Source organism: Paraburkholderia antibiotica, from assembly GCF_012927125.1.
Lineage (GTDB): Bacteria > Pseudomonadota > Gammaproteobacteria > Burkholderiales > Burkholderiaceae > Paraburkholderia > Paraburkholderia antibiotica.
On sequence record NZ_JABBFZ010000022.1, the window covers coordinates 75,286 to 88,211 of the forward strand.

The following is a 12,926-nucleotide window of genomic DNA, read 5'->3' on the forward strand; positions in this document are numbered from 1 at the left end:
AATTAGCCTCCGTTGCAACGCATGTAGGCGACGAGATAGTCGTGCGACATCTGCGCGGGGTACGCGCGCACGAATGCCATGCCGAGCGGCACAGCCTCGCCGTCCGTACGCTGCAGCACGAAACGGTAGCGGCCGGGGATGCCGATCACCAGCACGTTGCGCGTGTACGTCAATGACGATTGCCCGTCGAACGGACAGAACGGCGCGAACATCGAACCGGCTCCGTCGCCATCCACCATCTCGACAACCACAACGTCGCCTTCCGTCAGGTTGTATGCCCGCACCACGAAGGGGTCGGTATCGACCTGCACGATGTGGGAAACATTGCTCTCGCTCAGCGGCCCGAAAATCAGGCTCGACGGCTCACTGTCTGCGCTCGCGCGCCGCCCGTGGCGGCCGGTAAGAGTCTGGTTTGCCATCAGTTTGCTCCGGGGCGCAGCGTCTGCGCGATCGCCTGGTTCAGCGCGCGCTGCAGGCCCCACTGAGTTTCGCTTTTCATCGGCACGAGCAGGATCGGGTTGTGCCAGTACAGCGAACGCTTGCCATGCTGACCCACGCCCGACTCGTTGTATGTGAACGCGCGCGGACCGAACGCCACCACCGCGCGGCCGTCCGCGGTGAGATTGCGCACGATTCCATCGCCGAAGAAGAGGTCATAGACCAAATCGCCTGGGTCTACGTCGTATCCGTCGAGTTTCATGAAGCCCTCATAACAAAAGAGCCCCTGTCAGGGGCTCGGGAGTTGACTGCCTTGCATTGCCTGCATCGCGGCGCCCTGGCGCCCGTCGAGCGCTGGCGGTGGCGTGCCAGGCTGCATGCTGGGCTGCGCACCGGGCGCCGTGGGCGCTCCGGGCGCACCACCTTGTTGCTGTTGCTGTTGCGGTGGCGTGCCGAGCGCAGCTGCAACCTGCTGGTCGAGCTCGTCGTTCGGCATGAATTGGGACACGTTGAAGCCCTGGTCGCTGAGCCACTGCTTGAGCAGTGCCTGCAACGCCTGCATCGGAATAATCCCCGCCTGGGCGTACGGTGTGATCGTCTGCAGCGTTTCAATGCTGCGCGCCTGCGCCTGCTCTTTCTGGAGGATGCCCTCTGCACCTTTCGCGACAACCTTCGCATCCGCCTTGATCGTCGGGTCGGGGTCATACAGCATGTTGAACGCCCAGAACTGCTGGATCATCGGCTCTATGCCGTCGCGGTCCATGTTGATGATGACGTTCTTGATGCCCTTGAGCGCGCCGCCGTACAGCAGCGAGAGACCGCCCATCGTCTGGCCGCCGCCGCCGACGTTCTGGTTCCCGTACGTGTAGGCAGGAATGCCGCTCAGATCGTCGGCGAGTTGCATCTGCTCGTTGAAGATGTTCTGCAGTTCGCCCGCGATATACGGCGCGACCACGTAGCGCACGGCTGGGCCGCTCCCGCTATTGCTCGATTTGAGGAAGTACACCTTCCACGCGTGGATCTTCTCCGGATCGTTCTCCGACTCGTCGAGTCTGTCGGAATCAATTTCTACCATCGGCCCCGCCGCGTGCGCCATGTTCTTGACCATGCTGCGCGCCGCGCCGTTGGCCGTGCGCTGGACGTCGCGAATCAGCTGCGGCACACCCTCGCCCCAGAACTGGCCCGGCTTCTTGTTGAAGCTCGTCACGTGGTACGGACGGCGCCCCAGCGGGTCAGGATTGAGCAGCGCGCGAATCGCGTAAGTGCCGACGAGCCATACGTTGCATTCGTATTGGGCCTCGAGGTCGTCGACCTTGACGCCCCATTCACGCAGCAGCTTGCCCTGCACGCGGCCCCAGAAGTCCAGCACGTCGATGGTTTCGCTCGTATGCCAAAGGGAACCCTGGTGCTTCTCGTCGCGCGCACGCGCGCCATCGCTCGATAGCCAGTCGCGAAAGCCTGCGTCGAACTCGTCGATCACCATGCGGATAGCGTTCTCGTCGAAGTTCGGCAGGCCGATACAGTCGTACAGCTTCGCCTTCGTCATGCGCATGCGCTCGATGACGTTGTTCGCGTCCTGTGGATTGGTGGCTTCCGGAGATGGATAGAAATCGAGCGGCGAAACCCGCTCCGGCACCATCACTGCCTGCGTCGCCACGACGAGCTTCGAGCCATTCCATTGAAGCGAGTCACGATTGCGTACAACCGGGCCTTTCAGCACGCCGCCCGGATAGGTCACGATATCCGACTGCCACTGCTCGAAAACCGCCTTCCAGCCGGCCTCGGTCATCTGGTCGTTGATCTTGTCGGACATGCGGCTGCATGCATCGGCCGCAATGCGCTGCATTTCCGACACCGCAACCGCCTTGAGATCCTTCGCCCGCTGCTGGTCGAGCACCATGCTCGGATAGCCCCGCGCGATGATCTCGCGCATCACCATCTGCTCAACCTGCTGCATCAACGAATCCGGCAGGTCGGGAATCGGCGTCGGCTGGATCGTCCAGGGTTGATCCGCCGCATTCACCAGGACGTCCTTCAGCCACGATTCAGCGGCCCGGCACTTCAGGCCGGTGATGTTCATGTAAATATCGATCCCGCCCAGCTTCGGAATATCGTCGGGATCGTATTCACCATTTCGCTGCCGCGTGCATTGAAGCATCACCTGCTCGATGCCGCTCGCGATTCGGTGCTGCTTATTGACGTTGAAGCACTCCCGTACGTGCTCCGCAAGGTCGCTCACGGGTGACTGCTGCTGTTCCTCGCGGGTCTCCTGAAAGCGCATGCCCGGCGGCGGAATAGCATCGCTCTGCTGGGTCTTCAGGCCGATCAGGGAAACTGCGCTCATACGATCAGAAACTCCTGGTTGTTACGACTGCGCCGCGCGCTGGGCGCCGGCCACTTCGGGTCAATATCCTTGATGGCCGACAGCCCATCGAAAAAGTCGTCATGACGGCCCGCCGGAAACGGCAGGAATTCCTCGTCGACAAACTGCGCAATCAGGTCGCGCGCCACGCCGTCGGTACCGGTTTTCCACATGGTCTGTGGGAACCACCAGCGCGACGCCTCGAAATCAGGCGCAAGCCGTTCGATGCGTGGTTCCTTCTTACCGTCGTCAGGGAGCGGCACAACCTTGAACCGGTAGTTCTCGTTGTTCTGCACTTCCTCGAGGTATTCGAGCTCCTGCTCGAAGCCGTTTTTCTTGAAGCCCGTCGCGATCGGCCGCCACTTGCGGTGCATGGCGATGATTGCCTCGTGCCGCGCCTTGAGTTTGAGCCGGTCATACACCGCGTCGAGCAGGTAGTAGTTGCGATCGAGATGCAGCCCCACGAGCAGGATCGCCGTGTAGTCGCTGGTCTTTTTCTGGGTGCGCGCCGGGTCGACGAGCAGGTAGCGATTCATCATCCACATCGCCCGGCCGATGTCCTTCTGGTCGTAGTAGCGCAGCCAGTACTTCAAAAACGTGCCGCCGCCTTTCGCTGGTGGCTTGCCCTGGTAGAGCGACATCCATTCACGCGAGCCGACCGCCAGACGCTTCTGGTCGAGCGCCTTCGCTGAAAAGCGCTCGGGCACAAGCGGCTCGCCAGCTTCGCGGCCCAGGGGGTCATCTGGCTCGTCCGCGATCGCGGGCAGATTGACGACTTCCCAATTTTCTTGCGGATGCTCACGAAGCAGCCAACCGGCGAGATCATCATCGTGCCAGCGCGTGTGCATGATGATGAGAATCGAGTTCTCGGCCAGACGCGTGTAGACGACCGAGCGATACCAGTTCTTCACGTGCTCGCGGAACGTGTCGCTGTCCGCTTCGGCGCGCGACTTGAACGGGTCATCGATGATGAACACTTTCGCCGGGAAGCCCGTACCGCCGCCGCGGATCGTGACGCCAAGATACTTGCCGCCCGCGTTCGTATGGAAGTTCGCCTTCGCCTTGCTGCTTGGGTCGAGGTCGAAGCCTGGGAAGATGGCGCGGTGCATCGGCGACGAAACCGCGCCGCGCACTGCGTTCCCGTTGAGCTCCACGAGATCGTCACCATAGCTCGCAGCGATGATGGGCCAGTCCGGGTGCTTGCCCATGATCCACGCGGGCGCCTTGCGCGACACCATCTCACTCTTGCCATGCTGCGGCGGCGCGAAAATCATGATGCGCCCATACCCGCGTGCGACTGCGCGCTCGATGACCTCGGCAAGGTGACGGTGAAACCGGTTCGCCGTGTAGCGCGGATCGACGAGCAGCGAATAGATGATGAGGCTATCGTGCCCGGCCTGCAGCATCGCCGCAGTCTGCTCGTTACTCGTCGACGACATAGCCGGCTTCGCGCAGCATTTCCTTCGCCACGCGCTCTTTCACGTCGGGCGTCAGCGACTCGGTTATCTCGGCCACGCCGATGACACCCTTATGCTCAAGCACCTTCCTGAACATGCCAATATGTTCGCCGACCTTCACGAGTGCATCGGGCTTCGAGTGCTGGAGCACCTTGATGCCGTCCTTCGTGACCTGCACGCCGGCGTATGCGGTGCGTGCGGCGCCAGTCAGCTTGCGAGTGTCGGGGATATAGACGTCCGTTACGCCTTCGCCAAAGCACTCAGGACAATCCGGATTCGGGTCTTTCAGCTTGTGATAGCCGGTGCCGCCCATCTCGTCGAACGGCCGTACCGGATCATCGTCATCCGCATCGCGCTGGTCCGCTTCCCACTGCGCAAAGTCGCGCTCGCGCTCGCCCGCGGTGCGCTGGTAGCGAAAGCCGATGCCGTAGCAATAGCGGCAGCACAGATGCCGATGCTGGATCAGGTCGTTCGCGTCAGTGATCGCGATGTCCCACAGCAGTTCGGTGATGTTCTCCTGGGAGATCTTCACGCGTTCGCGCAGCTCGCCCTCGCCCTGTTCGATAAGAGCCACAATTTCCGGATCGCGCAGCAACCGGCTCGCCGCTGTCTCGGCGCTGTTACCGCGCGCGGCGTATCCCGCCCGCTGATACGCCGCGCTCGCGTTCCGGTCCTTCAGGAATTCGGCGACGAACCGGAGTTGCTTCTCTGTTGCCATGCCGAACTACGGTCAGTGGCCGAAAATCAAGCCGAGGCCCAAGCCCACAATCAGCGCGAACACGATGCGCGCGCCGATGCAGCAACGGCAATCTGTGCCCTCGGTCAGAAACGCGAGCGCACGCCCGACGCGGCTATCTTCGCGGTCGCAGGGGTTAAGCTTCATCGCTTCGGCGGCTTCGGTGGAAGCTTGTTTTTGCAGGGACAGGCCATCTGCGTTTTCTCCTGTGGAGTGTCCGGTTGTTGGGTCTCGTGCGCATGGCGGTGAGATTCGTTGTGTGCACGGCTGCGGTTATTCGACGATGAGCCAGTCGTCGGCGAGAATCGAATCCATGCCCGGAACGAACACGCAGACGGTATCGTCGGCACGCTTGATTGCGAGGTACGCCTCGTACGGCACCATCGAGCCCTCGCCGAAGTGCGCCTTCGCTGCGCCCGTCTGCGCCGGATACGATGCCGCCGGAACGAAATACACAAACTGACCGGCACCGTTCCAGCCGCGACGCGCGACGCGCTGGCCACGCTTGAGCGCATCGAGCGCCGAGCTGAAGGTGACGGCGGGCATGTTGAGCGGCACGGAGTTGTCTGCCGTGACACCGACGCATCGCTGCTCCCTCGAACAGATCGCGTTGTTATGTCCATTGATGATGTAGCACACAGCGTGCTCAACATCTGCAATGCGCGCCGTGCCGTTGCTGGCATGAGTCATCGACATCCAGACGCGTTCACGCAAAACGAGCTCGTCCGTCGGCTTGAGTTCCGCCGCCGCATCTTGTTTCGCCGCCTGCCCCTTCTGGAACGGCATCCATTCGGCGTAATAGCCCATCGCCGGATACGGTTCGTCATCCTGCACGAGCGGAACGCTGGTACGCGCGTGCGTGACGCCGTTGGCGTCGAACACAGCGAGGTTCACGAGGGCATCGGAATGCACGTGGGCGATGATCGCCGCGAGCGGTGCGCCGGGCGCGAAACCGGCTTCCGAAATATTCGACGACGGAGTGAACCAGACGACGCGGCCGACCGAGGGTTTAATCATGAGAGCTCCTGAGTGGCGCTAGAAACGAAAACGCCCAGCGCGGCGGGAGCCTGCTGAGCGTTCCAGAAACGAAAAAAGCCCGCGCTTGGCGGGCTTCGGGCGCACCTGTGGCGGTGCAATACGCGCTATTTTCAGCGCGAAATGCTGATCGGTCAAGCGGCGTGCATCTCGCCTATCAGGCCCGCTTCACCCAGACTCTCCTCAATCCGGGAATATGCCCGGTCAAATTCCCCGATCTCACGCGGCGTGCCGACGAGTGCGCGCTCGATCATGCCGGCATGCTTGGCGACCGTATTACGGTCCACGCCGAACTGTTTGCCAAGCGCCGTGTAGTCTGGCTTCTCGCGCAGAATCGCCGCCCGAATGAGAACGGCGCGCAATCGCACGTTGCTCAGATGTCCGGCGAACAGTGGCGCCGTGTAGACCTCCGCAAGTGCCTTGAGGGCGCGGCCGAACTCGTCGTTGACGTACTGACCGGAGCAGCACCGCCGGCGGCACGAACACGGCAGCAACTCGGGCGCGTACCGTACCACCAGGACCGCGCGCTGCGCCGGCGTCAGCCTCTCCAGCTCGGCGCGCACCATGCCGGCCTGTCCGGCGCCATCCATGCCGGAAAGCCCGCGCCCGGTTCCCGGCGGTGCGAACATGCCGGCCATCGCCGAGCGCCCGTATTGCTCCGTGCTGAAGGAGAACGCATAGCGCAGTGCGCCGTCCGTGCTCCGGAAGATCGGTTCCATCGTCATCTCCTGCAAACCCTCACCTCAAAGCCTTGACAACCGTGGCGATCGCCGCGCCGCTGTTCACTGCATCGCCCGGAAAGCGCAGCACGCGCCAGCCAGCGAGCGCGGCGGCGTTGTACTTTTCGCAGTCCGCTGCATAGCCAGAGCCGCGCGTGTGGCGACCACCGGTCCATGTGCCGCCTTCGACCTCCACCGCGAGCCGCACGTCGGGCCACGCGAAGTCAAAGCGCCATCTGCGCACGCTGTCGAACTGGTGCTCGCGCACTGGCGCGGGCAGCTTCTCGGCACGAACGTGGAGCGCGAACGTTTCCTCGATCGCGCTCGGGCCAGCCTTGCGCTTTGCCTTGGGCTTGGCCGCTGCCTTCTTTGCTGTCGGCGGCCGCACTGGCGGCGCACCGATGAGGTGGGATAGCGCGCGGTCGAGCGGTACGGGCCCGCGCTTGCGCAGCGCGCGCGACGCGCCGGCGATCTGCGCCGAGACGCGGGCGTTTGCTGGAGTGCTACGCGTCACGCCTTGTTCTCCCGCTCGCGCTGCGCGCCGGCATCGCGGCCGCGCTCGATCGCGTTCGCGAACCACGTCAGCATGAGATCGACATCGATCGGCACGCCTTTCGCGAGCACGATGCGGTCGAAAGCTTCGGCCCACTGCAGCGCGTCGGTCGTCTGCGTGAACGCCAGATCGTCGACGCTAGTGCTGTGCTCGACCGCCTCGACCGATGGAACGGCCCGCCGCATCCAGTCCATAGCCGCGCGCACCGCGACCTGAATCCGCGACACGAATTGCGAGCGATCGCGGCCCCACATCTGCGAGATTTCGCGCGCGGTCTCGAGTGCCTTTTCGTCGATGTCGCCGTCGAGGACGAGCCATGCCGGCCGTTTGCCGCACGGCGGCTTCCACATCTGCGCGCCGTTGAGATAGGTGTAGCCGCGTAATTCGAGCGTGCGCACGGCGGCGCGAGCCGCAAAGTGCTTCGATACAAGGTACCGCTGCGACGCTGACAGATCGCGATTTCGGTACAGCATCGCCAGCTCGTCGTCCGATGCAGTCGCGAGATCATGGTCGAAAGGCTTGTTGCACGCGGTTTGCGATGCGGCGGCGACCGCCTTTCGCAATTCTTCGATCCATCGAGCGGAATCGCTCGTTGTGCGCGCCATCATGTAGAACGCAAACGCATGGTCTGTCGTCAGCGCCACAGTCGCGGCTTCGCGAGGGAGCGGGGCGGTGTCGAGCCTGCTACCTTCAGGCAGGGGCCCGCCGATCCATGCAGCGCGTGCATGTATGTCCCAATCGACATCGGCTGGAATACGCACCACACCCACCGGCTCTTGCGCCCCACCGGCAGCTATCGCGGCGTAGCGAGGGACACGGGCGGCGAGCGGGATTGAGTACGGCGCCACCGAAGATGCGCACGCGCCTCTGTCCTTGAGCATGCCTTGCTTCTGCTTATCGGTGATCACTCGGCCGTCATCGGTCATCCATGCAGCCGTATCCTGCACCGCCCCGCCAGCAGCGAGAGAGACGTCGGCCAGCTCGTACGTCGCTGCGAAGACGTCGGGCTTGCACGGATAGAACTCGCCCTTCACGCCCTTGATGATCCAGTCGCCCGGCGATGCTGTCATCGTGCCTTCCAGCGTTTCGATGGCGATACACCCATCGCCTTCACTGGTCCAATTCTGCATTCCGGCCTTGTTGGTCCAGCCGATGAATGCCCAGACGGCATCCTCATGAGCTTTATTCGTCGAGCCGTCAGCCGGCGACGTTGGCAATTGGAAAGCCTCGACCACGACCGGCTTCTTTCGATACTTCATCACTCATCACTCCCTTGATCCCACCATCCATCGGTAATCGGCGGCGTTTTCGGCACCGGTACGGGGCGCGCAACTGGCTGCGCACCTGAACAAACCTGAACATTTTTCTGACGTGACGCGGGCGGTGCGCCTTCGGGAAACCGACGCTCGAGCGCCTCGTACGCGACGCGGTAGACGTTGAGCGGGCGCCTGCCCTCGCCGCTCTCGTACTCGGCGACGAGCTTGTGCGCCCATGCCTTGGAGCCTGGCGTGCTCATGCCGCATGCCCTCCACGCAATTCGCCGCGCTTGTGTTCGATCAGCGCGATCAGTTCGGCCGTGCCCTTTCCGTGCGAATGCACACCCAGGCGATCGGCTTCGGCCTTGAGCTGGTCGCCGGTCATCCCGCGCAACGGCGGCTTCACCACCTTTGGCGGCGCCAACGCCGTTTCGGCAACTGAAGCGATAAAGCCGGAATTGATCGCGCTGCGGTCGTGGTCGCGCGTGCGCTGCGCTACCGCGGCGTCATAGACCCGGCGCAGCTGCTCGGCCGTGACGCACAAGCCCTTGAGCGCAGCGTCGTCGGGACGGATGCGCGGTTCTTTCCCGCGCTCGCACTCCCACTGCGTCAGCAAGGCAGCAATTTCATCGACTGGCAACGACGACGACGCAGCGGAGTTATCCACAGCGCTACCCCGTATCAAGTTCCCTACGTCGTCGTTAGAACCTTTAGGTTTACTCCCTTCCTTTTCCTCTTCCACTTCCTTTTCCGTCAAGGAGTCCTCAGTGAGTAGTCCGTGAGTGTTCACGGAATGGTGCGGTTCTTCGGGTGGGGCATTCCGTGATACGTGGTCAAAATCCTCAGGCGAACCACGTGATTCGCTGTCGTTCGCTGTAGCCGGTGCCTGTGCTGTATTGGATGCAAGAGCGTGGCCAACGGCAGCTGCATCGCCTGAGAGCCACGGCGGCAACGGGATAGCCGATTTCGATTTGCGGTTGATGACTTGGTGTTTGGAGAAACAACGGATGTGCAAATAGTCTGCACCGCTCACGGAGTACTCAATGAGCATTCCGTGAGTGATCAGTGATTGAATGAGCGGCTCGCAGTCGATCGCGTCGGCCGGGAAGATTTTCATCTTCAGGCTCTTGGCAGACCTGCGCAGATTGCCGTTGTCGTCGGCGTGGTTCCACGTACCGATGAAGAACAGCCGTGTCGCGAAATCCAGTTCGACGAGCTTGTCATCGGTCCAGAAATCGGGCTTGATTGTGCGGATGCGGGCCATACTAGCTCCCGATCCGCAATGAGAAGCGCTGGCCGAATGGCCGCGCGGAATTTACTGCCCGCGCTTCGCGAGCGCCATCAACGCTTCCGCGACCTGCTCCGCGCAGTCGAGCGGAAATACGACCTCGCCTCGGACGATCTTCTCTGAGTTCTCGTCCATGCTGTTGACGATGATCTCGACCTTGCCGTCGTTCGTGGGCGCCACCATGATCTCCGGCCGCGCTTCGATAAGCAGCTCGAGCGGCGGCTGATTCGTGTTTTCGGTCATACCTGCATTCCTCTCCTGCCCGGTTAAAGGGTCGGGCAAGCGCGGCACGGCAGGCAAACGCCGCGCGCTGGTGGCCACCAGCCGCCCGACTGGAAGCGGCATGACAAGCCATGTCTGCGCGCGAATCGCTATTGGCCGGATTGTGTCGTTGATTGGTATTGGTCATGCAGAAGCCTGTTGCAGTACACGCTCGTGCCTGAAATTCGCACCGATCAGGGCGGCCGCGACGTCGGGACAAACGCTGTTGCCGATCATGCGCACTTGCGACGACTTCGACAGAGGTTTGCCATTCGTCATCGGATCGAGCACATAGCTGTCGGGAAACCCTTGGGCCCGTGCCAGCTCGCGCGGCGTGAGCATCCGCATGCCGATGTCAGCGATTACGTAGTCCTCGCCGTTCAGGGTCACGAGCCCGAAGCGGTCGTGCGTTGGAATCGTGCGCATCGGCTCGCGCAGATCGGCGCCGTCCTTCTCGTTGCCGTAGTACGCAATCAGGAATGCGCGGACCTCGCCGACGTGGCCGCCGCCCGCAGTAATGGTCGGCGCAGGATCGCGAACGTCCTGGCCGAACTGGTTGTTGCGCAGCTTGACAAGGTGAGAAACGGCGAGCGCTGTGTCGGCCTTGGCCGTGATCGTCGCCGCGGGCTCGCTCACGTCGCGCGGGCGCGACTGACCGGCGCGGCCGCCGCAGCCCACGAGTTGCGCAGTCACGAGCGAATGGTGATCGGTCGTCGTCACGGTGCCCGCCGGCACGTCGACGCGCGTCCCGGTGACGCCGCCGTAGTGCTTCGCGAGGAACGCCGCGACGAGCGCGTGTTTGCCGCCGCCCGCCACGACGGTGCCGAGCGGTTTGTCGAGGCCCGGCACGCGAGGCGCCTGCCCTTCGCGCTCGCCGTAGCCCATCTGGATCAGTGTCGCGCCGATCAGCGCCTGCTCGCCGCGGTGCGCGCCGGTCACAGTCGCGAGCGGCATGTCGACGTGCGCCGCGCGATCGCCGCCTTGGTGCGTCACATGCATGAGCGTCGGCGCGACGACGTACTTGTCGTTCGAACTCGTAACGGTGCGCAACGGCTCGTCGATACCCCAGACGTTCGGCCCACGACCGGTCGTCGTACTATGCGCGGTTGAGACAATGAACGGCGCCGGGCTGTTCACGACAAATTTCATGATGCCGCGCGCGATGCGTCGCAGTGTTGCGTCTTTCAGCGGCCGCTTGCGCTCGAAGATCGACGGACACGGGATGCTCCAGTCGATGCATTCCGCAGCCGTGCGCCACAGCGCCAGCTTGCGCGCGCGCACTGCGTCGGTTTTCGGGTCGCCGTGCGTCACGGCGGGCCAGGCGATCGGCAGACCGTCGCGGCGCGCGAACAGGTAGAGCCGTTTGCGGATCGTCGGCGCGCCGAAATCGCACGCGCGCAGCACGCGCCATTCGACGCGATAGCCGAGCCCGGCGCGCAGGCGCGCGATCGGAAAGTCGGCGCCGAGCGTTTCGAAAATCTCCTGCTCGTCGGGATGCCCTTCGGCCAGGCCGGTCGAGAGTGCGGACACGAAAGCGCGAAACGTGCGCCCCTTCTCGGCCTTGATCGGGTGCCCGTCGTCATCCAGCGGGCCCCAGTCCTGAAATTCTTCGACGTTCTCGAGCCCAATGCACCGCGGCGACTGGAGCGCCGCCCACTTAAGCGTGATCCACGCGAGCCCGCGTATCTTCTGCTCGCGCGGCTTGCCGCCCTTCGCCTTGGAGTGGTGTTTGCAGTCGGGACTGAACCACGCGAGTCCGATCGGCTGCTGTCGCGTGACGAAGCCGGGATGCACGGCAAACACGTCCTCGGTGTAGTGCGCTGTCTGCGGATGGTTCGCCGCGTGCATCGCGAGCGCTTCGCCGTCGTGGTTGATCGCGATGTCGATCGGACGGCCGAGCGCGCGCTCGATGCCCGTACTCGCGCCACCGCCGCCGGCGAAGTTGTCGACGATCAGTTCGGCGCCGAGGTCGAGCGACAGAGTGAAGGCGTCACGCTTCATGCGACCTCCGGCACAAAGCCCGGCTGTCGCAAGCGGTTGCGCTGCACCTTCACGCCGTCGGCGATCATTGCGCGCATCGCGGATTGCTCCTCGACCAGTTGGGATCTGGCATCGTAAATTACCTTATTTGAGGTAAATTTATCTCGTTTACGATTCGACGGCGCAATCGGACAGTTCCGAAAATTGGTACACGTGATGAGAGAGGCGGCGTTCATGATTGGCTGCCTCTTTCTGGTCCTGAATTGGACCCATTCATCAACGCGACACGGCGCCGACGCTCGACTAATCTGTCGATCTCGTCGCCGCATGCCCAGCGACACAGGATCTCGCGATGCAGTTCGGCCATGCTCATGCCTTCTGCGCGAGCGGCCGCGATCATGCGATCCTCGACGACCTCAGGCACGACTGTTTTCATCATCGAGACGAGCTTGCCGAGCGGGTGCGACATGCCCGAGCGCGCGAACAGCACTTCGTCGTCGTTGTCCGGCATCACGCGGCCTCCGTTGACGCGGTCGGCACGGGCGGCGAACCAGGCGCGCCGATGAGTTCGGGCCAGATTTCGTACCAGTCGGTCGGGCGAAGGTCTGGACGCGTCACTTCGCCAGAGGTTGCGGATTCGATAGCGCGGCATCGCGGAATGGGCACAGGCTGCTTGCCTTGCTTCCAATCTGAGATGTCGGATTCGTAGCCACCAATCTGCTTGGCCAGTTGACGAGCGCGGCCGCGCTTGGATGAGAGATAGGTTTTCAGGTCCATACAGGAATATTAGTGAAACACTATCTATAAGTAAATAGCGTTTCACACATTCACAAATATTAGT

17 protein-coding genes are annotated in these 12,926 nt (G+C 63.0%); all 17 read right to left on the reverse strand.

From position 1 onward, the window contains the following. Positions 1 to 2: 2 nt before the first annotated feature. Positions 3 to 419, reverse strand: a complete 417-nt coding sequence (locus HHL14_RS27290) for a hypothetical protein (RefSeq protein ID WP_169500709.1) — start codon at positions 417 to 419, stop codon at positions 3 to 5. Continuing rightward, positions 419 to 700 (reverse strand): hypothetical protein, encoded by a 282-nt coding sequence (locus HHL14_RS27295; protein ID WP_169500710.1) that lies wholly within the window; start codon positions 698 to 700, stop codon positions 419 to 421. Before HHL14_RS27295 ends, HHL14_RS27290 begins: the two co-directional genes overlap by 1 nt. Before the next feature lie 27 nt (positions 701 to 727). After that, positions 728 to 2,782 (reverse strand): portal protein, encoded by a 2,055-nt coding sequence (locus tag HHL14_RS27300; RefSeq protein ID WP_169500711.1) that lies wholly within the window; start codon positions 2,780 to 2,782, stop codon positions 728 to 730. After that, the gene (locus tag HHL14_RS27305) at positions 2,779 to 4,206 is read right to left on the reverse strand and encodes a terminase large subunit domain-containing protein (protein WP_169500712.1); all 1,428 of its coding nucleotides are present in this window, start codon (positions 4,204 to 4,206) and stop codon (positions 2,779 to 2,781) included. The genes HHL14_RS27300 and HHL14_RS27305 overlap by 4 nt, the downstream gene beginning before the upstream one ends. A 16-nt stretch (positions 4,207 to 4,222) precedes the next feature. Continuing rightward, a complete protein-coding gene (locus tag HHL14_RS27310) occupies positions 4,223 to 4,975 on the reverse strand; it encodes a terminase small subunit (protein ID WP_169500713.1) in 753 nt (250 codons plus the stop codon). A gap of 12 nt (positions 4,976 to 4,987) precedes the next feature. Then, on the reverse strand, positions 4,988 to 5,140 hold the full coding sequence (locus HHL14_RS32915) for a hypothetical protein (RefSeq protein WP_206002542.1): 153 nt from the start codon (positions 5,138 to 5,140) through the stop codon (positions 4,988 to 4,990). A gap of 126 nt (positions 5,141 to 5,266) precedes the next feature. Then, entirely contained in the window at positions 5,267 to 6,010 is a 744-nt protein-coding gene (locus tag HHL14_RS32920; protein ID WP_206002543.1) for a DUF2829 domain-containing protein, read from the reverse strand. A 152-nt stretch (positions 6,011 to 6,162) separates the two neighbouring features. Then, entirely contained in the window at positions 6,163 to 6,747 is a 585-nt protein-coding gene (locus tag HHL14_RS27320) for a hypothetical protein (protein WP_169500714.1), read from the reverse strand. A gap of 19 nt (positions 6,748 to 6,766) precedes the next feature. Next, positions 6,767 to 7,261, reverse strand: a complete 495-nt coding sequence (locus tag HHL14_RS33365; protein ID WP_230413228.1) for a hypothetical protein — start codon at positions 7,259 to 7,261, stop codon at positions 6,767 to 6,769. Then, positions 7,258 to 8,559 carry a hypothetical protein gene (locus HHL14_RS32925; protein WP_206002544.1) on the reverse strand — a complete coding sequence of 434 codons (1,302 nt, stop codon included), beginning with the start codon at positions 8,557 to 8,559 and terminating at the stop codon, positions 7,258 to 7,260. Before HHL14_RS32925 ends, HHL14_RS33365 begins: the two co-directional genes overlap by 4 nt. Beyond that, positions 8,559 to 8,816, reverse strand: a complete 258-nt coding sequence (locus HHL14_RS27335; protein WP_169500715.1) for a hypothetical protein — start codon at positions 8,814 to 8,816, stop codon at positions 8,559 to 8,561. Before HHL14_RS27335 ends, HHL14_RS32925 begins: the two co-directional genes overlap by 1 nt. Continuing rightward, positions 8,813 to 9,820 carry a hypothetical protein gene (locus tag HHL14_RS27340; RefSeq protein ID WP_169500716.1) on the reverse strand — a complete coding sequence of 336 codons (1,008 nt, stop codon included), beginning with the start codon at positions 9,818 to 9,820 and terminating at the stop codon, positions 8,813 to 8,815. The genes HHL14_RS27335 and HHL14_RS27340 overlap by 4 nt, the downstream gene beginning before the upstream one ends. Positions 9,821 to 9,871: 51 nt before the next feature. Next, complete coding sequence (locus HHL14_RS27345; protein WP_169500717.1) at positions 9,872 to 10,087, reverse strand: hypothetical protein; 216 nt, start codon at positions 10,085 to 10,087, stop codon at positions 9,872 to 9,874. A gap of 162 nt (positions 10,088 to 10,249) precedes the next feature. Further along, positions 10,250 to 12,106, reverse strand: a complete 1,857-nt coding sequence (locus HHL14_RS27350; protein ID WP_169500718.1) for a DNA cytosine methyltransferase — start codon at positions 12,104 to 12,106, stop codon at positions 10,250 to 10,252. Further along, complete coding sequence (locus HHL14_RS27355) at positions 12,103 to 12,321, reverse strand: hypothetical protein (protein ID WP_169500719.1); 219 nt, start codon at positions 12,319 to 12,321, stop codon at positions 12,103 to 12,105. The genes HHL14_RS27350 and HHL14_RS27355 overlap by 4 nt, the downstream gene beginning before the upstream one ends. Further along, positions 12,318 to 12,596: a hypothetical protein gene (locus tag HHL14_RS27360; RefSeq protein ID WP_169500720.1), complete on the reverse strand. Its 279-nt coding sequence runs from the start codon at positions 12,594 to 12,596 to the stop codon at positions 12,318 to 12,320. The genes HHL14_RS27355 and HHL14_RS27360 overlap by 4 nt, the downstream gene beginning before the upstream one ends. Beyond that, on the reverse strand, positions 12,596 to 12,862 hold the full coding sequence (locus HHL14_RS27365; RefSeq protein WP_169500721.1) for a transcriptional regulator: 267 nt from the start codon (positions 12,860 to 12,862) through the stop codon (positions 12,596 to 12,598). Before HHL14_RS27365 ends, HHL14_RS27360 begins: the two co-directional genes overlap by 1 nt. Positions 12,863 to 12,926: the final 64 nt, after the last annotated feature.

What these genes read in the sequence shown, in the direction of transcription:
- HHL14_RS32920 (WP_206002543.1), bottom strand. Translation starts at nt 6,010, where the DNA reads ATGATTAAACCCTCGGTCGGCCGCGTCGTCTGGTTCACTCCGTCGTCG.
- HHL14_RS27300 (WP_169500711.1), bottom strand. Translation starts at nt 2,782, where the DNA reads ATGAGCGCAGTTTCCCTGATCGGCCTGAAGACCCAGCAGAGCGATGCT.
- HHL14_RS32925 (WP_206002544.1), bottom strand. Translation starts at nt 8,559, where the DNA reads ATGAAGTATCGAAAGAAGCCGGTCGTGGTCGAGGCTTTCCAATTGCCA.
- HHL14_RS27345 (WP_169500717.1), bottom strand. Translation starts at nt 10,087, where the DNA reads ATGACCGAAAACACGAATCAGCCGCCGCTCGAGCTGCTTATCGAAGCG.
- HHL14_RS27340 (WP_169500716.1), bottom strand. Translation starts at nt 9,820, where the DNA reads ATGGCCCGCATCCGCACAATCAAGCCCGATTTCTGGACCGATGACAAG.
- HHL14_RS27320 (WP_169500714.1), bottom strand. Translation starts at nt 6,747, where the DNA reads ATGGAACCGATCTTCCGGAGCACGGACGGCGCACTGCGCTATGCGTTC.
- HHL14_RS27335 (WP_169500715.1), bottom strand. Translation starts at nt 8,816, where the DNA reads ATGAGCACGCCAGGCTCCAAGGCATGGGCGCACAAGCTCGTCGCCGAG.
- HHL14_RS27360 (WP_169500720.1), bottom strand. Translation starts at nt 12,596, where the DNA reads ATGCCGGACAACGACGACGAAGTGCTGTTCGCGCGCTCGGGCATGTCG.
- HHL14_RS32915 (WP_206002542.1), bottom strand. Translation starts at nt 5,140, where the DNA reads ATGAAGCTTAACCCCTGCGACCGCGAAGATAGCCGCGTCGGGCGTGCG.
- HHL14_RS27305 (WP_169500712.1), bottom strand. Translation starts at nt 4,206, where the DNA reads ATGCTGCAGGCCGGGCACGATAGCCTCATCATCTATTCGCTGCTCGTC.
- HHL14_RS27350 (WP_169500718.1), bottom strand. Translation starts at nt 12,106, where the DNA reads ATGAAGCGTGACGCCTTCACTCTGTCGCTCGACCTCGGCGCCGAACTG.
- HHL14_RS27290 (WP_169500709.1), bottom strand. Translation starts at nt 419, where the DNA reads ATGGCAAACCAGACTCTTACCGGCCGCCACGGGCGGCGCGCGAGCGCA.
- HHL14_RS27365 (WP_169500721.1), bottom strand. Translation starts at nt 12,862, where the DNA reads ATGGACCTGAAAACCTATCTCTCATCCAAGCGCGGCCGCGCTCGTCAA.
- HHL14_RS27310 (WP_169500713.1), bottom strand. Translation starts at nt 4,975, where the DNA reads ATGGCAACAGAGAAGCAACTCCGGTTCGTCGCCGAATTCCTGAAGGAC.
- HHL14_RS27295 (WP_169500710.1), bottom strand. Translation starts at nt 700, where the DNA reads ATGAAACTCGACGGATACGACGTAGACCCAGGCGATTTGGTCTATGAC.
- HHL14_RS27355 (WP_169500719.1), bottom strand. Translation starts at nt 12,321, where the DNA reads ATGAACGCCGCCTCTCTCATCACGTGTACCAATTTTCGGAACTGTCCG.